16 protein-coding genes and 1 pseudogene are annotated in these 20437 nt (G+C 68.7%); 11 read left to right on the top strand and 6 right to left on the bottom strand.

Annotated elements, in window-relative coordinates:
• Positions 1 to 36: 36 nt before the first annotated feature.
• Together WME79_RS06495 and WME79_RS06500 are read right to left on the bottom strand one after the other, a co-directional pair.
• Complete coding sequence (locus tag WME79_RS06495; protein ID WP_437533348.1) at positions 37 to 633, bottom strand: DUF6531 domain-containing protein; 597 nt, start codon at positions 631 to 633, stop codon at positions 37 to 39.
• A 221-nt stretch (positions 634 to 854) separates the two neighbouring features.
• Positions 855 to 1001, bottom strand: coding sequence for a hypothetical protein (locus tag WME79_RS06500; RefSeq protein WP_437533351.1), 147 nt, complete (start codon positions 999 to 1001; stop codon positions 855 to 857).
• Positions 1002 to 1913: 912 nt separating this feature from the next.
• Between WME79_RS06500 and WME79_RS06505 the strand changes: the two genes are divergently transcribed.
• The 5 genes from WME79_RS06505 to WME79_RS06525 all read left to right on the top strand — a co-directional run bounded on the left by WME79_RS06505 (position 1914) and on the right by WME79_RS06525 (position 9198).
• Positions 1914 to 2084: a hypothetical protein gene (locus WME79_RS06505; protein ID WP_437533354.1), complete on the top strand. Its 171-nt coding sequence runs from the start codon at positions 1914 to 1916 to the stop codon at positions 2082 to 2084.
• Between the two features lie 93 nt (positions 2085 to 2177).
• Positions 2178 to 2591, top strand: a complete 414-nt coding sequence (locus WME79_RS06510; RefSeq protein WP_437533357.1) for a VOC family protein — start codon at positions 2178 to 2180, stop codon at positions 2589 to 2591.
• A gap of 11 nt (positions 2592 to 2602) precedes the next feature.
• Complete coding sequence (locus tag WME79_RS06515; RefSeq protein ID WP_437533360.1) at positions 2603 to 2848, top strand: hypothetical protein; 246 nt, start codon at positions 2603 to 2605, stop codon at positions 2846 to 2848.
• Positions 2849 to 2856: 8 nt separating this feature from the next.
• Positions 2857 to 3426, top strand: a complete 570-nt coding sequence (locus WME79_RS06520; protein ID WP_437539784.1) for a transposase — start codon at positions 2857 to 2859, stop codon at positions 3424 to 3426.
• A 219-nt stretch (positions 3427 to 3645) separates the two neighbouring features.
• The gene (locus WME79_RS06525) at positions 3646 to 9198 is read left to right on the top strand and encodes an AAA family ATPase (protein ID WP_437533363.1); all 5553 of its coding nucleotides are present in this window, start codon (positions 3646 to 3648) and stop codon (positions 9196 to 9198) included.
• Positions 9199 to 9246: 48 nt separating this feature from the next.
• On the opposite strand, the pseudogene WME79_RS06530 reads toward WME79_RS06525, so the two are convergent.
• The 4 genes and pseudogenes from WME79_RS06530 to WME79_RS06545 form a co-directional block, all read right to left on the bottom strand.
• Positions 9247 to 9585, bottom strand: a pseudogene (locus tag WME79_RS06530) (hypothetical protein); the annotation flags it as partial.
• 83 nt (positions 9586 to 9668) lie between these two features.
• Positions 9669 to 10208: a hypothetical protein gene (locus WME79_RS06535; protein ID WP_437533366.1), complete on the bottom strand. Its 540-nt coding sequence runs from the start codon at positions 10206 to 10208 to the stop codon at positions 9669 to 9671.
• 669 nt (positions 10209 to 10877) lie between these two features.
• Positions 10878 to 11660, bottom strand: coding sequence for a hypothetical protein (locus WME79_RS06540; RefSeq protein WP_437533369.1), 783 nt, complete (start codon positions 11658 to 11660; stop codon positions 10878 to 10880).
• Between the two features lie 89 nt (positions 11661 to 11749).
• Positions 11750 to 12025, bottom strand: coding sequence for a barstar family protein (locus WME79_RS06545; protein WP_437533371.1), 276 nt, complete (start codon positions 12023 to 12025; stop codon positions 11750 to 11752).
• Positions 12026 to 12458: 433 nt separating this feature from the next.
• Here WME79_RS06545 and WME79_RS06550 point away from each other — a divergent pair, with 433 nt between their 5' ends.
• The 6 genes from WME79_RS06550 (at position 12459) to WME79_RS06575 (ending at position 20395) form a co-directional block, all read left to right on the top strand.
• Positions 12459 to 13046 carry a hypothetical protein gene (locus WME79_RS06550; RefSeq protein WP_437533374.1) on the top strand — a complete coding sequence of 196 codons (588 nt, stop codon included), beginning with the start codon at positions 12459 to 12461 and terminating at the stop codon, positions 13044 to 13046.
• A 203-nt stretch (positions 13047 to 13249) separates the two neighbouring features.
• On the top strand, positions 13250 to 14974 hold the full coding sequence (locus WME79_RS06555) for a WD40/YVTN/BNR-like repeat-containing protein (RefSeq protein WP_437533377.1): 1725 nt from the start codon (positions 13250 to 13252) through the stop codon (positions 14972 to 14974).
• Between the two features lie 200 nt (positions 14975 to 15174).
• A complete protein-coding gene (locus WME79_RS06560) occupies positions 15175 to 17307 on the top strand; it encodes a molybdopterin oxidoreductase family protein (RefSeq protein WP_437533380.1) in 2133 nt (710 codons plus the stop codon).
• Positions 17307 to 18758, top strand: a complete 1452-nt coding sequence (locus WME79_RS06565) for an FAD-dependent oxidoreductase (RefSeq protein WP_437533383.1) — start codon at positions 17307 to 17309, stop codon at positions 18756 to 18758. The genes WME79_RS06560 and WME79_RS06565 overlap by 1 nt, the downstream gene beginning before the upstream one ends.
• A gap of 83 nt (positions 18759 to 18841) precedes the next feature.
• Positions 18842 to 19384, top strand: a complete 543-nt coding sequence (locus WME79_RS06570) for a YkgJ family cysteine cluster protein (protein WP_437533384.1) — start codon at positions 18842 to 18844, stop codon at positions 19382 to 19384.
• Positions 19385 to 19702: 318 nt separating this feature from the next.
• Complete coding sequence (locus WME79_RS06575; protein ID WP_437533387.1) at positions 19703 to 20395, top strand: hypothetical protein; 693 nt, start codon at positions 19703 to 19705, stop codon at positions 20393 to 20395.
• Positions 20396 to 20437 lie beyond the last annotated feature (42 nt).

Consider the following 20437-nt stretch of genomic DNA (forward strand, 5'->3'; position numbering starts at 1 on the left):
CCGCCCGGCGCTATCGATGATCGACGCGATCTTGCCCTATTGATATGTGATCGTGATTCGATTCTTGTTCCGGTCCTCGATCGCGCTGAGGCGATACCGGAGACCGGGCTCGTCGCGCTCGGAGAAAGTGCGGTACACGTCGTCATTTGCATCGACCACGAACCCCCAGGCCTCTCGGCGGAGCGCCCAGCCAAAGGGGCCCACGACCTCGTCTCCCGGCCGGATCATGGGGAACTCGACGGGCATGCCTTGCTCGTTCCAAACGACGAGGCTCCGCCGGCGCACTTCGACCTCCCAGCCGATGGTGTGACCCCAGCCGAAGCCAAGGCCCGTGTCCCGAGCCGCCATGGTCGTGGAGTACATTCGCCGGAAGAGAAGCGGCAGGGGCCCTGGCAGATGCACGTCCACGGTCGGGTAGGTGAACGCCCGTCCGGTGACAACGTCGACTGGATGCGATGCGTACCCGCATTCGGGGTGCTTTTCGTAGTCCGGGGCGCCCTTTCCGCCGCCGCCGGCGCCCTTGCCCCCATTGCCGCCGCCGGCTCCCTGATCGCCGCCCTTCCCGCCACCGCCCTTCCCCCCGCTTCCTCCGCCGCCCGCGCCGCCGCCCATGATGAACACGCCGGGGTTCATTCCTGGAATGGCAGGGATATTCGGTACAGGAGCCGTGCGCGCCATGGCGGAATGATCTCAGCGAGGGCTCCAGGAGGCAAGGATCTCAGCCCAGCCGGCGAGCCCGGGGACCCGGAGCGCTGGTGCCGATGGCCCCCGCAGAGCCCGCAGGCGATGGCGAGCGGTAAGGCTCCGGTAGCGAGTCGACGCGAGCGGCGACCTCGACGTTCGTCCAAGCTTGCTCACCGCTTCGGTGCCACCGGCAGCCCGAGCAGGCGACCGATCGCCTCGTGAACGACCCGGGTCGCCACCTCATCCCCGAGGGCGACGGCGCGGCTCAGGGTGCTGGCGAGCGAGGCGACGACGGCCGCCCGAGGCGACCCAGTCACGGCGAGCTCCCCAGGCCCGAGGCTTGACGCTTGGGCCCGGGTTGGGCCCACGCCTCCCGAGGGGCTGCGATCCGTCGTCACGCCCTCCCCAAATCCCCAGGGATGCGACGGATCGCGACGGTTCACCCCCGCGGAATCGTCCCGCCAGAAAAACCGGTCGATGACGAGCGGTCGCTGGAAACAGTAGCGATTCTCATGGCTTCCGCCTGTTTCGCCGCCGAGGGCGGCTCTGGTGTGGCCCAACGGGGCGCCCTCCGCCGTCGCGTCGCCCGCGGTGAAGGGCCCACGGCATCACCGATCGGGGTCGGCGCCTGGCCTGGCGGCGCAGCGCCGCGGGATTCTCCTTCGCTCGCCGCCCTGTTGTCGGGCCCCTCGATGCGCTGCCGCCTGTTTCGGGATCGTGCCTGCGTGCCCGCACTCTGCCAGCCCAACGTTGAATTGACCTGCGGCGCGAAGCGCCGTCAGGTCCAATTCTGCGTTGGGCGGTGCCTGGTTGCGCATCATGGGATCAGACGGCCCAGAGCCGCCTCTTGCCGGGCTGAGAGCCGCCGCTCGCCGCAGCAGCGGTCGTGGTCGCGCCGTACCTCTCCGCCATGGCGCCGCCAGGTCCCGCCGGCTTTCGTCCCGCTGAATTCCCCGCGGAGCACGAGCGGCCCGTGTTTCGCTCGCAGCCGCCGGGATGCTCACCCAAGCGGAGTCTCGGCCGCTGTCGGCGCGTCCAAGGACCTCGCGGCCAGCGCCGCACGCCTACGCGCCTCGCGAACCGCATCAGACCGTGTTGTATGGCCTTGTTCAGGAGCACCTCGCGACCTACGTCGCGCACGCAGCGCGCACGTACGCGGCCCCGCTCCCGAAGTACGTTGTCGCCGCCTTCGATGGCTACCTCGCCTGTGGCGATCTCGCGCGAGGTTCATGGCAGGCTTCGACGCCGAGCTGGCCCGACGCCTCGGCCCGCCCGAGCTCGATCCGATGGCCATGTTCGTGGTGGGGTATGCGTCGGCCCGGGCGCTCGCCGCCCCGCCAGCGAGGCGCCGCAGGCCCCTCACGGAGATCCTGATCCGCGGCTCGTGGGAAAAGACCTGAGCGTGTCGGCCGGCGTCGTCCGGTCTGCGGTCGGCACGGGCGGTTGCAGCGCCGGGCGCTCCGAGGCACGGTCGCAGAAACCAAGGAGGATTCGTGCCCATCAACTGGCCCACGGGCGTGAAAGTCGCTCAGGTGCGGATCGCCCGACCGACGGACCGTCTCAAGGAGGTCGTCGCGTTTTACGAGCAGGGCCTCGGCTTGCCGCGCCTCTGCGCGTTCGAGGGACACGCCGGCTACGACGGGGTCGTGCTGGGCCTGCCGGGCTGCGAGTACCACCTCGAGTTCACCCAGCACGAGGCAGGCAGCGCGTGCCCGGCGCCTTCGCGCGACAATCTCCTCGTGCTCTACGTCCCCGATCCTGTCGAACTCGAGCAGGTGCGCGGCAGGCTGGAGGCGCTGGGGCACCACCTGGTTGAGCCCGAGAACCCCTACTGGCGCGACAAGGGGTTCACCTTCGAGGACCCCGACGGATGGCGGGTGGTCCTCTGCCAGACGGCCGGGATCTGACGAACTGCCGTGTGAGACCCCTGGTCGCTCTCGCGTACTACCCGCTCTGGGCCGCCGCCGTGACCGTCGCGGTCACCGCGCTGCGGCTCGGGCGCAACGTGGGCCGCGGCCTCGTCGCCCTCTGTTTCTTCCTCGCCTTCTGGGTCACAGGGCTCATCCTGCTCGAGACCGACGGCACGCTCGCCGTCGCCGAGCACGTCCTCCCGAGGCGCGTAGGTAAAAGAAGCCGGATCGCAGCGCGAGGAGCGCGTAGGTAAAAGAAGCCATCGCAGCGGATGACGGCGGTCGACGACCCGCGCGCGAGAGGCTCGTGCGGTACTGCTCCCGCCCGGCCTTCGCACCCGATCGAATCGAGCTCCTGCTCGATGGGCGTATAGCGTACTTGCTGAAGACACCTCGGCGGGGACGCACTCACCGCGTCATGAGTCCAATGGAGTTCATGGCCCGGCTCGCGGCTTTGATTCCTCCGCCGAAGATCCCGCTTGTGAGATACCATGGCGTGTTCGCGCCTCGCTCGCCGTGGCGCTCTCGCGTGACACCCAAACCTCCGGCCCGCGCCGCGAAGTCTGAGCCGTGCGCGGGGCACGCGCCTCTGCCCGCCGCGCCCGCGCCCGCATCGCCCGCGCCCGCGTCGCCGTGCGCTCCGCCGGCGCTCTCAGCGAGGTCGCTCGCGCATGCCGAGCCCACGGTGCGAGTTGAGCCGACCCTGATCTCGGTCTTGCACTGGGGGCGGCTGCTCGAAGGGGAGTTGTTCGCCACGTCGCGCTACGTCGAGTGGGCCGTGCTCATGAAGCGTTCGTTCGGCTTCGACGCACCACGTCCACGCTGCCCATAGCGCCCCTCCCGTGAGACCCCTGGCCGCCAAGGGGTGCGCCAAGCGTCCGGACTCCAGGGGGCGTTCGGAGTTTCCTGACGACCTCACGCGCCTGCACACCCAAGAGCCGCACGAGCTGGGCGTGGGCCAAACTCCGCCGATGCCAAGTCACACCCTTTGGAATATATAAGTAACTGGTCGTAGTGCGTCGCGTTGACGAGCGAGCGAGCAAGGGTTTCGATGATCGTCGAGAGAGGCTACGCGCTCCGCGAGAAAATCGAGGAAACTGCCGATTTTGCCCTGTACCGCGCAACCCACGAGGGCGACGGCGTCCCGGTTTTGCTGAAGATCCTGTGCGCGGAAAGATCGACCGGCGCCGAGGTCGTGCGCTTCAAGCACCAGTACGAGCGCATCGCGCGCCTCGCCTCGCCCCGCCTCGTCGCCCTGCGCGGCGTCGAGGCGCTCGCCGACTCCTTGATCGTCGTCCTCGAGGACTTCCCGGGCCGCGATCTCGCGCGGATCCTCGCCGCGCGCCCGTCACGCAGGATGCCGGTCGGCGAGGCGCTCGATCTCGCGGCCGCGCTCGCCGAAGGTCTCGCCGCGGTGCACGTGGCCGGGCTCGTCCACCGCGATCTGCGCCCGCAGAACGTGCTCGTCGGCGCGCGCGGCGCGGTCAAGATCAATGGCTTCGGCGTCGACGCCGAGATCACCCACGCGCACGAACGGCTCTACGCGCCGGCGGTCATCGCCGACGTGCTGCCCTACGTCTCCCCCGAGCAGACAGGCCGCATGAACCGCGGCGTCGACTACCGGACCGACCTCTACGCGCTCGGCGTCATTCTGTACCAGATGCTCACGGGTCGGCGCCCCTTCGAGGCCCTGGACCCGATGGAGCTCATTCACGCGCACCTCGCCCTCGCGCCCACGCCGCCGTCCTGCGTCGATCCGACCATCCCCGAGGCCGTTTCCGACATCGTGCTCAAGCTGCTCGCGAAGAACGCCGAGGAGCGTTACCAGAGCGCCGAGGGCCTGCTCGCCGACCTCGAGCACTGCCGCGAGGCCCTGCGCGGCACGGGGACGATCGAGCCCTTCGTCGCGGGCCAGCGCGATCGTCAGGACCTCTTCCGGATCCACCAGAAGCTCTACGGCCGCGAGCATGACATCGAGGCGCTCACCGCCGCGTTCGAGCGCGCGCTCGAGGGGAGCCGTGAGATCGTCCTCGTCTCCGGCTACTCGGGGATCGGGAAGTCCTCGCTCGTACACGAGATCGTGAAGCCACTCGCGCGGCAGAAGGGGTATTTCACGACCGGCAAATACGACCAATACAACCGCGGCGCGCCCTACAGCGCGGTGATCCAGGCGTTCGACGGCCTCGTGCGGCAGATCCTCACCGAGAGCGATGCGCGCATCCTCCGCTTTCGGAGCGCGCTCCTCGAGGCGCTCGGGCCGAACGCGCAGGTCGTCTGCGACGTCATCCCGTCGCTCTCCCACGTGATCGGCCCGCAGCCGCCCGTCCCGGCGCTCGGCCCGATCGAGGCGCAAAACCGCCTGAACCGGTGCTTCTTGCTGTTCGTCTCGGTGTTCGCGCGGCGCACGCACCCGCTCGTCCTGTTCCTCGACGATCTTCAGTGGATCGACCCCGCGAGCCTCGGGCTGCTCCGCGCGCTCCTCGCCGACGACTCGCTCGATGCCCTCTTTTTCTGCGGCGCTTACCGTGACAACGAGGTATCGCCCGGGCACCCGTTCATCCTGGCGATCGAGGAGCTCAAGCAAGCCGGGCTCGTCGTGCGCAACATCGTACTCACCCCGCTCGCGCGCCCGCACCTGATCGAGATGCTCTCGGATAGCCTCAAGCGCAGCGACTGTGGGCCGCTCGCCGATGCGGTGCAGAAGAAGACCGGCGGCAACCCGTTCTTCGTCAAGGAGTTCGTCCGGCCGCTGCACGACCACGGCGTCCTCGCGTACGCAGCCGGATCAGGCTGGCACTGGGACCTCGCCGCGATCGACGCACTCGGGTACACGGACAACGTCGCAGACCTCATGGTGCGCACCATCGCGCGCCTGCCGCCGGCGACGGTGAAGGCGCTCAACCTCGCCGCGGCGATCGGCAACCGGTTCGACCTCGACGTGCTCGCCGCGGTGAACGAGTGCTCGCCGGAAGACGCGTACGCCCGCCTCGATCCCGCCGTGAGCGAGGGGCTCGTGATCGCCGGGCGCGGCGGCTACCGCTTCGCCCATGACAAGGTCCAGGAGGGCGCCTACGCGATGATCCCGGAGGCGGACCGACCCGCCTTCCACCTCCGGATCGGCCGGCTGCTCGCGGGCAAGCTAGACCTCTCGGAGAGCCAGAGCCTCTTCGACGTCGTCGGCCACCTGAACAGCGCAGGCGACCTCGTGTCGGACCCCGCGGAGCGCCTGCACCTCGCCCGCATGAGCCTCGAGGCCGCATGCCGCGCCGAGGACTCGGCCGCCTTCGGCGCCGCGCTGCGCTACCTGCAGTTCGGCCTCCTGCGCCTTCCGGAGGACGCCTGGGCGTCACAGTACCCGCTCCGCCTCGAATACGCGAAGAGAGCCGCCCTGATGCTCTCGCTCTGCGGCCAGCATGACGATGCCCTCGCGATCCTCTCCGAAGGCCTGGAGCGGGCCGCGAGCCGGCTCGATCGTACCGAGGTGCTGCGGCTCAAGATGAACGTGCAGGTGCTCAAGAACGACCTGCCAGCCGCGCTCGCGGAGGGGCTCGAGGCCCTGCGCCCGTTCGGGATCGACCTGCCTCTCTTCCCGGACGACGCCATGCTCGACGCCCAGGTGCGGGCGACGATGGATCTCGTCCGGGAAAGGACGATCGAGGCGCTGCCAGGCCTGCCGCCGCTCGCGGACCCGGAGATCCTCGCCATGCAGGACGTGCTCCAGGAGCTCTTTCTCCCCTGCTACTTCCTGGCCACGAACGACCTCGGCATCACGGTCGCGAAGATCCTCGAGAACACGCTGCGCCACGGGCTCTCGAAGAACTCGATCTTCGGCTGCATGAACTTCGGGATGCTCCTCTGCGCCCGCGGCGACATCGCGCTCGGCTACCGCTTCGGCCGCGCCGCCATCGACCTCGCGGACCGCTACACGGACAAGAAGTCCGAGGCGATGCTCCGCAATATGTGGGGCGCCTTCGTGCAGCATTGGCGAGAGGGCTACGCCGCCTGCAAGGCGTCGCTGGTCGCCGGGATGCACGCCGGGCTCGAAACGGGCCAGTACATCTGGTCGTTCTACAACACGGCCAATGGCATCACGAACAGCCTCCTGCGCGGCCTCCCGCTCTCCGACCTCCTCGCCGAGGCGCGGAGCTACCAGCCGATGCGCAAGCTCGACGAGTTCAATGCCATCACCTGGGCGGTCGGCGCGGTCGGACAGATCGCGCACCAGCTCTCGGTCGAGACCGAGCGCCCCGCCACGCTCAAGGGGGCGTGGGTCGATATCGACGAGGTGATCGAGGAGTCCCGCCGCATCGACAACCAGGCCTCGTTCTTCTTCGCCCACTTCTACATCGTCATCCTCGGCGTCTTCCAGGGGGCGTTCGAGGAAGCGGCGCGCGCTGCGCTCTTGCCGAACATCGAAATCCCGGCCGTGGCGGCCTGGCATGGCAACCCCGCGTTCCATTGCTACGCAGGCATCGCGTTCACGCAGGCGGCGGACGTCGTCTCCCCAGCGGAACGCGCGCTCTTCCTCGCCCGCGCCGAGGTCTCCGCCGAAAAACTCTCGCGCTGGGCGGACCTCTGCCCGGAGAACCTGGCGCACCGCCGCGCCCTCCTCCTCGCCGAGCTCGCGCGCGTCCGCGGCGACGCGCGCGCCGCCGCGGACCGCTACGACGAGGCGATCGCTCTCGCGCAGCGCGGCGGCTATCTCCACGACGAGGCGCTCGGCAACGAGCTCGCGGGCCTCTGCTTCCGCGCGCTCGGCAAGGAAACCATCGCCGGCGCCTACCTGACCAAGGCGCACAGGGCGTACGGCCGCTGGGGCGCGACGGAGGCGATGCGGCGCCTCGAGAACGCGTACCCCGACCTCGTCCCGGGCGAGAGCCTCCGCGGCGAGAGGAGCCCGCAGGCCGGCGCCGCGCTCGACGTCGGCTCGGTGCTCAAGGCCTCTCAGGCCATCTCGGGCGAGATCGTCCTCGACAGCCTGCTCGACGCGCTCATGCGCCTCATGGTCGAGAACGCCGGCGCGCGGCGCGGCGTCCTCCTGCTCCTGCGTGACGGACGGCTCGTCGTCGTGGCCGAGCACCACATCCGGGATGCGTCGGTCCACGTGCTCGGCGCGGCGCCCCTCGAGGGCCGCAAGGACCTGCCGGCCAGCGTCGTCACGTACGTGGCGCGGACGCGCGAGACCGTCCTGCTCGACGACCTCGCGATCGACGGGCCGTTCGGGCGCGATCCCTGCTTCGCCGGCGGTGCGCCGCGCTCCTCGCTCGCCGCGCCCATCGTCTACAAGGGCCGCCTCGCCGGCGTGATCTATCTCGAAAACGACCTCACCCGCTCTGCCTTCACCCCCGATCGCGTCGAGGTGATCCGGCTGCTCTCCGCCCAGGCGGCCAACTCCATCGAAAATGCGCGCCTCTATGCGGATCTGCAGCAGGAGAACGCGGAGCGACGGCGCGCCGAGGAGGTGCTCCGCCATTCCCTCTCGCTCCTCGAGGCCACGCTCGAATCGACGGCGGACGGCATCCTCGTCGTCGACGACGAGCAGCGCGTCCTGTGTCAGAATCACAGGTTCACGGCGATGTGGCGCATCCCGGACGAGATCCTCTCCACCGGGTCGGACGACACGTTCCGTACGTTCGTCTGCGACCAGGTCCTCGATCCCGAGGCGTTTCTGCAAAGGATCCGCGCTCTCTATGCCTCGCCCGAGGAGTCCAGCTTCGATGCCATCCCGTTCGCGGACGGGCGCGTCTTCGAGCGTTATTCGCAGCCCCAGCGCCTCGGCGGGCGCGTGGTCGGGCGGGTCTGGAGCTTCCGCGACATCACCGCGCGCGTGCGCGCCGAGCAGCAGCGCGATCAGCTCCTCCTGGACGAGCGACGGGCGCGCACGGCAGCGGAGGAGGCCGTGCACCTGCGGGACGAGTTCCTTTCTATCGCCTCGCACGAGCTCCGCACCCCGCTCACCAGCCTGCAGCTCGCCATTCAATCGCTGGGGCAAAGGCTCGCGCGGGGCATGGACGTCGAGCGCGTGCGATCCGCGGTCGCCCTCTCTGGCCGCCAGGTCAAGCGCCTCACCGACCTCATCGATATGCTGCTCGACGTCTCCCGGATCCACGCGGGGAGGCTCGAGCTGTATACGGCGCCCGTCGAGCTGCGCGCGCTCGTCGACGAGGTCGTCGCCCACCTCGGCGATCAGCTCGCGCAGTCAGGCAGCGTGGTCGCCGTGCGCGCGGAGCAGCCGGTCATCGGCCGGTGGGACCCGCACCGCCTGGAGCAGGTCGTGACCAACCTCCTCACCAATGCGATCAAATTCGGGGAACGCCAGCCGATCGACATCACCATCACCCGGGAAGATCGGGTCGCGCGGCTCTCGGTGACCGACCGTGGGATCGGGATCTCGGCCGAAGTGCAGGCGCAGCTCTTCGAACGATTTCGCCGCGGCGTCTCGTCGAAGCATTACGGGGGGCTCGGGCTCGGCCTCTACATCACCCGCACCATCGTCGAGGCGCACGGCGGCCGAATTCGCGTGTCGAGCGAGGTCGGCCGGGGCTCGACCTTCTGCGTCGAGCTGCCGCTCTCGACCGAGCGCGCGGGGGATTTGTCGTCGTAGCGGTTGCCTCGAGCGGCTTCGTGAGATCGGCTTGGTCGCCTGTCCCTCGGTTTGTCCGTTGCTCCACCTCTCGGTGAGCGCGGCCCTGACTGCGCGCTCGTCGCGGCAGAGCCCCGCGGCGAAGTCGCGAAACTCGACCAGCGAACTCGCCTTGGCTTGCTCCAGCCAGGGCACCAGCGCAGCGGTATCGCGGGCGCGGACCCGCTGGGTGAATTTCTGCGCAAGGCGTTGTCCGGCAGCGATCGTGGGGCAGTCTTCGAGCAGGTGGTAGATGTAGCGACGTTGGTCGGGGTTCAGCTCGAACGCGGGCTTCGCCGGGTCGGAGTTCGGCGCGGCGGCAGTCGTCAGCAGCCACCAGCGCAGGTTTCGGGGCGATGGAGCGCGCATCTCTGTCGAAGTCGTGTCGGTCGCTGCGCACCCTGGCTGCCAAGTCGGTGGGGATTGCGCAATCTGCCTCTGGCTCGGGATATTTACTCGATTTCTACGCAGATGGCATCACCGAGCTGGCGAGAGTCGGTCGCGCGGAAGCCGCAGCCGTAGCCTGGACCGTCAATGGAGCCCCCTCCACCGATTCTCGCAATCCCCCAGTACCCGACGTGGGTGCAAATCTCATCCGAGTAGGCGGCGACGGTGGCGAAATCCACGTGCTCGAAGCCTTCCAGGCACTGATCTCCGCCTCTCACTACCGCAAAGGTGGTCCCGTCAATGTCAAACAGCTGGTAGTTGGGTTTGCAGAGCGTGTAGTTCAGCTCTCGGGTATCATTGGCATGCTGCTGGCAGTTGTTCCACGGGCCATCTATCGAGCCCCCATCTGCGATACGAAAGACTCCTGAATAGGGGAGCTCATTGCAGCTGGCGAAAAACGTCCAGAAGGCGTCGGCCGGGGTCAACGGTGTGTACCCTACGGGGCAGGTTTCTCCTTCATATACTCCATATTCCACCGCTTGAGCTTCAGCGGGTACGCTCAGCGAGATGCCTCCGGCGAGAAGGCCGCAGACCAGGGTGCCCATGGGCGTCATGTGACGGATGTGTTTCATTTGTTTGCCAGTGTTTGTTATGATGGGTTATATTCCAAGCCAAGCGCGTGGTCGGGCGCAGGAATTCATGGGTGCGTCTTGGTCACGCCGCAAGATGCGCTGTGGGCTCCGCGGTGGAGAGCCCGTTCCATGCTTCGTCGGCCAGCGCGGAGGCATCATTCTCAGAAGCGGAAACGCTGTCAACGTCTAAACGATCATGTTGTTTTCATGGATATCTCTGGTTGAGATGGAAATGGCAATCTGAGCCTAGTCGTCCGGTCAGTCGAACAGGCCTTGCCTTCAGTCGGGCTCTGCAATTCGCTCGTGGGTCCCAGAGCTCGGCGAGGCGCGTGCCGCGCGCGGCGTCGTCTCCCTTCATGGCAATCGCCAGCCCGCAAGAGTCGCAGCGCCGGCGCGCGACCCACGCGCTGGAAGGACGCGCCCGGAGCACCGCTGCGGATCATCGAGGCCAGGTTCCATCCGCCGTGATGCCCTCTGCACCGGCGGTGCCACATGATGAGCCCGCTGCAGCCCGAGGTGCGGAGGCAGGCGCACCCGACCCGCCCCGCAACCGCGCAAGGATCACGTCCAGAGTATGCAGCGACACGGTGGACGACGCCAGACAGCGGGCTGGAACGGCGGCGTTCGAGAAATGAAACAGTGCTATCGAGCGCGCTGACGTCGCGAGATCAGGGCAAATGCTCGTTCCGTGTGGGTGGCCTCCAACATGCTGACAATGGAGTGGACCGCCTGGATCATGTTGAGGAGCGCTCTCTTGGGCACGTCCCACGAGCACGCGAAGGGCTCCGAGCTCCCGCGAAGGTCGATTCGTGTGAGGACCGCCACGACGTCCCCGCGATCCTGCAACACCAGGTCCTGGAAGATCTGCTCGCGGTGGTCCCGTCGCAACGACGCACGGACCTCTGCATCGAGCTGGCAGACGTCGACGTGTTCGTGCGGAATCATGTCGATTGTGACAGGGCGCAGCGCGCCGCGCCTTGGCCGCGCGAGTCCATCGCATCGCTCCAGCGCCGCGACGAAGCCTCTCGGCGGGGCGTAGGCGTGCGCCGAGACGTAATGTACGATCTTGTCCGGGGCGGCGTAGACAACCCCGTCGCCCAGGAGACGGATCTCCTTGGAGCCGAGGCCATCTGAGGCATCACCGCAGATACCGCAGGGATGGAAACCTCGGGTGACGTGATAGCATGAGGCTCGGCAGAGGCGATCGAGCTTCTCAACCAGCGGCGTTGTCAGCTGGCCGCGGGGGTACTCGTGCGGCGGCTCGAGCCATCCGACAGCGAGCTCCGGGAGATCGAAGGCGCCGTCCTCTGCGTCCCACATCCACATGTAGAGCTCGCTCGGCTCCAGCGATGGTGGACCGTTTTGGTCCCACGCCACAGGGGCGAAGCCGTAGCGGTAGGGAGCGAGATCCGGGAAGAACGTCATTGCAACTCCTGCCTCACGCCAGGGCATCTGCCCGGCGTTGACATGCAGCCGCGGCGAGAGGCTGTCGGCTGGAATGGGGGGTCAGAAGACTACTCAAGTGTGACTTTCACAAAGGTGGAGCGATTGGCGATGTCGCGCAACGCTTGAACAAACTGCCCGTCGCGGAGCCGATGCAATGACTGTGTGTTGACGAACTTGAGCTCACATTCGCCCGGCCACCCAGGACCGCCGTTCAGGCCGTCCCGGAAGGCGTCAAGGTTCCGACCAAAGTGCCCCGCACCTTCCGGCTCTGCTGCCCTGACGTACGCGGACCAGAAGTCTGCTTCTGTCTGGACGGTGTCGCAGTCAACAACGATAGAACGCATGCCTTCTAACGATTCGTCGATGGGTCAACCGAAGCCGCCGGACCAGGTCTGTCGAGATCGCCGCCTCTTGTGGCCTCCCCCACGAAACGTCTCATGAATCGGCTCTGCGCCGCAAGGCCCCGATGCTGTCCAGCGCCATGGGGTAGGTCCGTCGAGCACCGGCGGCAGTCAACGCCTCTCCAGGGGGCCGGGGCGCCCTCCGCCGCCGCATCGCCCGCGAAAGAAGGCCCGTGGCATCACCGGTCCCGCCGTACAGCCACGCTGTACGCGCTGGTTGACATCGAGCACTTTAGGCGATCCGCCTCCCTCCTGGAAAAGTGACGCTGTATCAGCAATTTATCCATGGTTTGAAGGGGCCGCTCTCACGCCACAGCCTGCGGCCTTCGCCGTCGCTCTGGCGCCCGCTGCTGAACGACGGTATTGGGTATCAAAGATGCATCCTGCCTTCGCCAACATTCAATTCGGCCCCTTTGCGAGCGCCTACCACTCGGGGGCGATGACCTCGGAGCTCAAGGAGGCGCTTGGCGCATTTCTGGAAAAGGAATTGCTGCCACAGGTCGAACAGCCTTTTGAGTCGACGAGCGGAGCCCTGGTGGCGGCCTACGACGCCGAAAGGTACTGCGGTCCGAACAGCGCGGTCCGCGACATCTATAAGTTGGAGTTCGCGTTTCATCGTTCGTCGGGCGATGACACGATCAAGGTCGAGCTGGTGTTCCGTGCGCAGGCCAGGGCGTTCTCGGCAAGAAGGAACAAGCCGCTCTACCTCTGGACTCCCGCCCGCCGCGATCGGTACCAGGCGGAAGGTCGACGCATCCAGCACCTCTGCGGTTGCATCGCGAGGCACGAGGGCGTGGAGGCCGTTTGCCCCTCATGTTCGGCGGTGCTGAGCGTCCACGATTCGCCAGACCTGTTTGATGTGGGTTGCCCCAACCGCTGCTTCAAGTACAACTATCACCGAGATCCGGCGACCGGGCAGTTCCTGCACGGTCACTTCTTCCGGAAGGAGCCCGGTGATGTCTGACCCCGCTCCTGTCGGATGTCGGGCAGCTGGTACACGCCGCCGTCCTCACGCCGATCTTCCTTGTGGTGAGGGCACGAGACATCGGACGACCACCGCCGTTGCCAACCGACGATGTCGACCGTCGCGTGCCTTCGCCGGCAGCGCGCGGGGCCTGGACACGATCGCGAGCGCCCCCGGTGCACCGGCCTGGTATTGTGCCCGGAATGAGCATCCGGCACAGCGCCGTCTGGGGACGAGGTCGCCTGATTGTCATCGCGGGATCCGAGGGGCACGTGCTCCGCTCGGAGGACGGCGGCCAGCGCTGGAAGAGGGTGCAGACGTCCACCCGCCAGGACCTGAGCGCGCTCGCAGGCGCCGGCGCGGCGCTGATCGCCGCCGGACACTGCGGGACCCTGCTTTCATCGCGCGATGACGGGCAGCGCTGGTCCGACGTGGGCTGCGGCGCGACGGCGGATCTGCGCGGGGTCGCCCTGCGGGACGACGGCGAGGCCATCGCGGTGGGGCTCGGCGGGACGGTGCTGCGGTCCGGCGATCACGGCCAGATCTGGGGAGCCGGGCCGAGCCCCGGAGACCTCTGCCTGGAGGCCGCCGCGGTCGACGCCGAGGGCCGATTCCTCGCGCTGGCGCTCGAAGGACAGCTCGCCACCCTGCAAGGAGCGACATGGACGCGCCACAACGTCCCGGGCCGGAGTCCAAGGGCGCTCTGCGCGCGAGGGGGGCTCGTGATCGTGGGCGATGGCGACGGCCATGCCCACGCGAGCCGGGACGGGGGAGCGTCCTGGGAGTCGCATTCCACCGGGACCGGGCGCTCGATCAAGGCGCTGTGGCTCGGCGCCTCGGGCCTCGTGATCGCGTCCGGCGAAACCGGCATCCTGGCGGTCAGCGAGGACGAGGGCCGCACCTGGAGGCGCACCGCGCTCCGGTCCGATCAGCACCGCTTCGCGGCGTGGGGCGATGACCAGGGCGCGATCTGGTGCGTGGGAGACGGCCCCGCCGCCCGATCCCTTGATGGCGGCAAGAGCTTCACCAAGGTGCCAGTCCAGGCAGGGGACGCGCCGCTCGATGGGCCCTGGGAAAAGGTGCCTGTTCGAGGAAAGTTCCGGGGTCTCTGGGTGCAAGGCCAGGGGAGGGTCGTGCTGGTGGGTGAGGAAGGCACCATCGCGCGAACCCACGACGGCGGCCAGACCTGGGAGAGGAGCGCCGTGGAGGACGCCGGCGCGCTGATCTCCGTGTGGGGCAGCGGCGAGACAATCCTGGCTGTCGGCGAGGGCACCTCGCAGATCCGGACCGAGGACGGCGGGGCTTTCTGGATGAAAGTGACAGGCAAACCCGGCGGCGCCTCGGTCCACGGGCAGGGTGAGACAAGGGCGTTCGCCGTCCTCGATGGCCGGGTCTGCCGCCTCGTCGCGGGCGGTTCACGATGGCTGGAGCTGGAGGTCCCATGCGAGCCGCGCCTACGCGCCGTCTGGGCAGGGCCGGAGCAGCGCGCCGTGGCGGTCGGCTCCGGCGGCACCATCGTCCGCACGGTCGACGACGGCGCCACGTGGGAAGCCGCGGAGAGCGGCAGTTCCCGCGATCTGTCCGCGATCTGGGGCAGGGACGACGAGTTCTTCGTGGCTGGTGGGCTGGGCGTCAGCGACGTGCTGCGCTCTCGAGACGGCGGCGCGACCTGGGAGGTGCTGGCCCAGGTCTCCGGCAGCCTCAGGAGCCTCTGGGGAGACGACGCCGGCACGCTGTGGGCGTGCGGCGCGCGCGGCGTGCTCCTGCGCTCCATCGATGGCGGCCACACCTGGCGAGGTGAGGCGTCCGGCACCTGGAGCACCCTGTTCGAGGTGCGCGGGGACGGGGCCGAGATGTGGGCGCTGGGGGAGAACCTCCTGCTGCGCCGGCGTCACGGCGAGCCGCACGCGCCGCATGCCGCCGCGTAGCGCGTGAGACCAGCGCCGCTCGGAGGCTTCGCTTCCGGAGGGGCCGATGTGGCCCGGCGATGAGGGCCGCTCCCCGGCGGCGTCGGCCACCGACAAGTTCACTCCCTTCACATTCCGCGGAAATACGTTCGAAACAGAGCGATTGCTACACCACGGAGAGCCTCCTCGACGCGCTCGGTGAGGGTGGCTGACGCGACTCCATGGCACCGCGCTCTTCCCTTCGGCTCAAGATCGTCACCTCCGAGACGACCACGCACACCCACTGTCCTTACTGCGCCTTCCAGTGCGGCGTGGTCATGACGGATCGCGCGGACCACGCGGGGGCGATCGACGTCCGACCGGACGACGATTTCCCCGTCAACCGCGGGCAGATGTGCATCAAGGGGTTCACCTCCGCGGCGCTGCTCGAGCACCCCGAGCGGCTGACGGTGCCGAAGATCCGCGGTCGCGCCGGCCGCCTCCTGCCGGCGCGCTGGGACACCGCGCTCGATTTCATCGCCGAGCGGCTCCTCCGGCTGCGCGAGCTCCACGGCCCCGAGGCGCTGGCCGCGTTCGGCAGCGGCGCCCTGACGAACGAGAAGACCTACCTCCTCGGCAAATTCGCCCGCCTCGCCCTCAAGTCGCCGAACGTCGATTACAACGGCCGCTATTGCATGTCCTCGGCGGCCGCAGGGCAGAACAAGGCGTTTGGCATCGACCGCGGCCTGCCGTTCCCCGTGTCCGATATCGCCCAGACCAAGGCGCTCCTCCTCTGGGGCGCGAACTGCGCGGAGACCCTGCCGCCGATCATGCAATGGATCTTCGCGCAGCGCGACAACGGCGGCGCGCTCATCGTCGTCGACCCGCGGCGCACCGACACGGCGCGCGCCGCGGCGCTCCACCTCCAGCCCACGCCCGGGTCCGACCTGGCGCTCGCCAACGGCCTCCTCTACCTCGCCCTCGAGGAGAAGCTCATCGACACGGCGTACATCGCCGCGCGCACGGACGGGTTCGACGATCTCCGCCGCGCCGTCCTCTCGTACCACCCGGCGCACGTCGAGCGGCTGACCGGGGTCTCCACGCAGGATCAGCTCAAGGCCGTACGGCTGCTCGCCGAGGCGCCGAGCAGCATGCTGCTCTCCGGCCGCGGGCCGGAGCAGCAGTCGAAGGGGGCAGACACCGTGCTCTCCTTCATCAACCTGATGCTCGCGCTCGGCAAGGTCGGCAAGCCGTACAGCGGTTATGGCTGCCTCACCGGGCAGGGCAACGGCCAGGGGGGCCGCGAGCACGGCCAGAAGGCGGATCAGCTCCCCGGCTACCGGCACATCGAGGACGCGGAGCACCGGGCGGCCATCGCCCGCATATGGGGCATCGACCCTGCCGAGCTGCCGGCCAAGGGGAAGAGCGCCTACGAGCTGCTCGACGCGCTCGGCCCCGAGGGGGGGATCCGCGCGTTGCTCGTGTTCGGATCCAACGTGGCTGTCGCGTCGCCGAACGCGCTCAACATCGAGCGGCGGCTCGCCTCGCTCGATCTGCTCGTGGTCTGTGACGCCTTCGTCAACGAGACGGCCCGAGACGCCCACGTCCTCCTTCCGGTCGCCCAGTTCGCGGAGGAGGAGGGGACGATGACGAACCTCGAAGGGCGGGTGATCCTGCGGCAGAAGGTCCGCCCGGCGCCCCGCGAGGTGAAGACCGATATCGAGATCTTCTGCGAGCTCGCGCGCCGCCTCGGCGCGGGCAGGCACTTCCAGTACACGTCCGCGGAGCAGGTGTTCGATGAGCTGCGCCGGGCGACCGCGGGCGCCAAGGCGGACTACAGCGGCATCACCTACGACAAGATACGCCGGCACCGGGGCGTCTTCTGGCCGTGCCCGTCGGTCGAGCACCCGGGGACTCCGCGCCTCTTCGCCGAGCGGTTCCATCACCCGAACGGCCGGGCGCGGTTCCACGCGGTCCACCACCGCCCCGCCGCCGAGCTCCCCGACGACGCCTATCCGTTCTACTTCACGACGGGCCGCTACAAGGAACACTACAACTCCGGCGCCCAGACGCGCCGGGTCTCCAAGCTGGAAGAGGCCAAGCCTGAGCCGAAGGTAGAGGTCCACCCCAGGCTGGCGGCGCGCCTCGGCGTCGTCGAGGGCGACTCCCTGCTCGTCGAGAGCCGGCGAGGGGCGGTCACCTTCCGGGTCGCGGTCGTGCCTTCGATCCGGCCGGACACGCTCTTTGCTCCGTTTCACTGGGGCGGCAGGAAGGCCGCCAACGTCCTCACCGTGCCGGCGCTGGACCCGACCAGCCGGATGCCGGAGTTCAAGGTGTGCGCCGTCAGGGCGCGCCGGGTCTCGGAGTCGAACTGATGCGAAGGAAGGACCTTGTCATCGTTGGCAACGGCATGGCGGCGTGCCGCCTGCTGGACGAGCTGATGTCGCGCGGCGCGAGGGACCGCTACGACATCACCGTCTTCGGCGAGGAGCGGGGCGGCGCCTACAACCGCGTCCTGCTCAGCAAGGTGCTCGCAGGGGAGGCGCCCGACTCCATCGTCACGAAGCCCCCCGCCTGGTACGAGCGGAACGGGGTGCGGCTCGTCAGCGGGACCTCCGTGGCGCGGATCGACACCGCGTCGAGGGCGGTCGTGGCAGCCGACGGCGCGCGCCATCGTTACGACGTCGCCGTGCTCGCGACAGGCAGCCAGCCGCTCGTCCCGCCGCTCGAGGGCATGACGACCTCGGAGGGCGATCTGCGCCCGGGCGTCTTCGTGTACAGGACGATGGACGATTGCGTCCGGATGCGCGGCTGCGCGCGGGCGGGGGACAACGCCATCGTGGTCGGCGGCGGGCTCCTCGGCCTGGAGGCGGCCAAGGTGCTGAGCGACATGGGCCTCCACGTGACCGTCATCCACGTGGCGAAGAGCCTCATGAACGCGCAGCTCGATCAGATGGGCGGCGACATGCTCGAACAGCACATCGAGCGCTGCGGCATCTTCGTCCGCACCGGGCGCACCGTCGAGGCCATCTGCGGGGACGAGGCGGTCGAGGGCTGTCGTCTCGACGATGGCAGCGTCCTGCCGGCCGACATGGTGGTCCTCGCGTGCGGCGTCCGGCCTCGCGTCGATGTCGCGCGCGCCTCCAACCTGCCCATCAACAAGGGCATCGTCGTCAACGACACGATGGCCACCCAGGTGCCCGGCATCTATGCGATCGGCGAGTGCGCGGAGCACCGGGGCAGGCTCTATGGCATCGTGACGCCCATCTGGGAGCAGGCCGCCGTCCTCGCCGACGTCCTGACAGGCGCGAACCCGCAGGCGCGCTACCGAGGCACGAAGCTGTATACCCGGCTGAAGGTGGCGGGCGTCGACGTCACCTCCATGGGCAGCACCGAGCCGGAGCTCGAGAGCGACGATGTGCTCCAGGTCGTGGAGACGCGGAAGAGCACGTACCGGAAGCTGATCATCCGCGACGGGCGACTGTTAGGCGCCCAGTTCGTCGGCAACACCGCGGCCGCGGCCACGCTCGTGCAGCTCTTCGATCGCAACGATCCGCTGCCCGCCGATCCTCTGGAGGCGCTCTGCGCCGGCGGCGGCGCGGGGCCGGCGGCGCAGGCCGAGCGCATCGTCTGCAACTGTCACAAGGTCAGCGAGGCGACCCTCCGGGAGGCCATCGAGGGCGGCGCCTGCTCGCTGGAGTCGGCGTGCGCCGCGACCAAGGCCGGCACGGGGTGCGGCTCCTGCCGCGGCGAGGTCGCCCAGCTCGTGGCCCGGCACGCGCCCTCGCTGGAGGTTGTCAACGGCCGCGCTGTGGCCGCCGGATAAGGTGGAAAGCACGCCGCGGCGAGCCGAGGGGCGCGGATGCGGCCGTGGCGCTCGAGGATCCGCCCCGCTATAGACGCCGGCGAATGCCCAGCACGCCGCGCGAGCGCCTCCACGAGCTCTTCACCAAGGTCGACGCGTTCTTCGCGAGCGCGAGCGCCCGCCACGGCGGGCGGATGGCCTGCCGCACGGGGTGCAGCGACTGCTGCCGGCGGCGGTTCTCGGTGACGTCGATCGAGGCCGACGCGATCCGTGAGGCGCTCGCGGCGCTCCCGGAGGCCGACCGCGCGGCGCTGGCCGAGCGCGCGCGGGCGGGCGATCCGGGCGTCTGCCCGGCGCTCGACGGGGAGGGGAGGTGCGCGATCTACGCGGCGCGGCCGCTCATCTGCCGCACGCACGGCCTGCCCATCCGGTTCGCGCCGGCCAGCGAGCGCGCGCTGCCGGTCATCGACGCCTGCCCGAAGAACTTCGTGGGAGAAGACCTCCACGCCGTCGAGGCGTCGTCGGTCCTGGACCAGACGACGCTGTCGACGGTGCTGGCCGCCCTCGACATGGCCCATGCCGACGCGGCGGGGCAGCCGCGAGGGCAGCGCGTCGCGATCGCCGCGGTGCTCTCGGGCGAGGGGTAGCTGCCGCCGAGCCCTCGGCTTGATGACGGGCAGATCGGGTTCGGCTGAACGAACGCCCTCGGCGCCCCCACGTCCCCGCGCTCGGCCTGCACGCGTTCGAGGTGGCACATGCTCGACGGTGGCACAGGCCAGACTTGGCTCATTATGGCTGACACACTCTGGCCAGATTCCTGGGCGGCTACCGCCGTTTCCACGAATTCTCGGCAAATTCAAACTGGCCCGAGGGTTGCTCTCAGGTGGTGGCCCACTCTGGACCGGTGGCAGGTCACGGCACACGCCGCCGTCGGTCTGGAGGGGGCAGCTTATCTGGAGGATAGAATGACCAAGACGATCAGAGGGTTTGGGTCGGTGGCGGCGGCTGGCGTGGTGTTCGCGGCCTTGCTCAGCGGTTGCGGCTCGCAGGCTGCTGATCGCGGGCCGGACGTCGGCTCGATCAGCTTGCCGCTCGCGGCCGATGCAGCGTCTGGAGCGCGATATCGGCTTCGCGACGCCACGTTCGAGATCTCGAACGGTTATTACTACTACGAAGATGAGAATACCTCCGCCATGGCTGTCGGTGGTGGCTACGGAACCGTGGTGACGGTCAGCAGCGAGGACGAGGATCCGGACGCGAGCTCCATCCTCGTCGATCTGGAGCGGGGTTCCTACAACGTCAGGCTCCTTCCGGGCTGGCACTTCGAGAAGGTCGAGGACGGCACTGTGACGGATCCCAACGTGGAGGCCACGCTGCTATCGTCGCAATCGGTCTACGTGTACGTCTCGCCGCATTCGACGACCTGGGCTGAGTATGCGTTCGGTATCGGGAGCAGCGAGCTGTGGCTCAACGGCAAGGTGAACCTCGGCGTCAGCGTCTACGAAGATCCGGACGACTACTACTACGGCGGAAACGGAGGCTCGGGCCCCGTCGAGAGCGTGACCAGCGGCTATTATCCCGCGACCGGGACCGGGAGCGGGACCGGCTCCTCCGGGGTCGGGGGCGGCTACTCTGGGGTCGGCGGCGGCTCGCCGTGATAGAAGAGCTGCTACGACGATAGCGGCGGTTGGTGGCGCTGC

The organism is Sorangium sp. So ce726 (genome assembly GCF_051521405.1).
GTDB lineage: Bacteria > Myxococcota_A > Polyangia > Polyangiales > Polyangiaceae > Sorangium.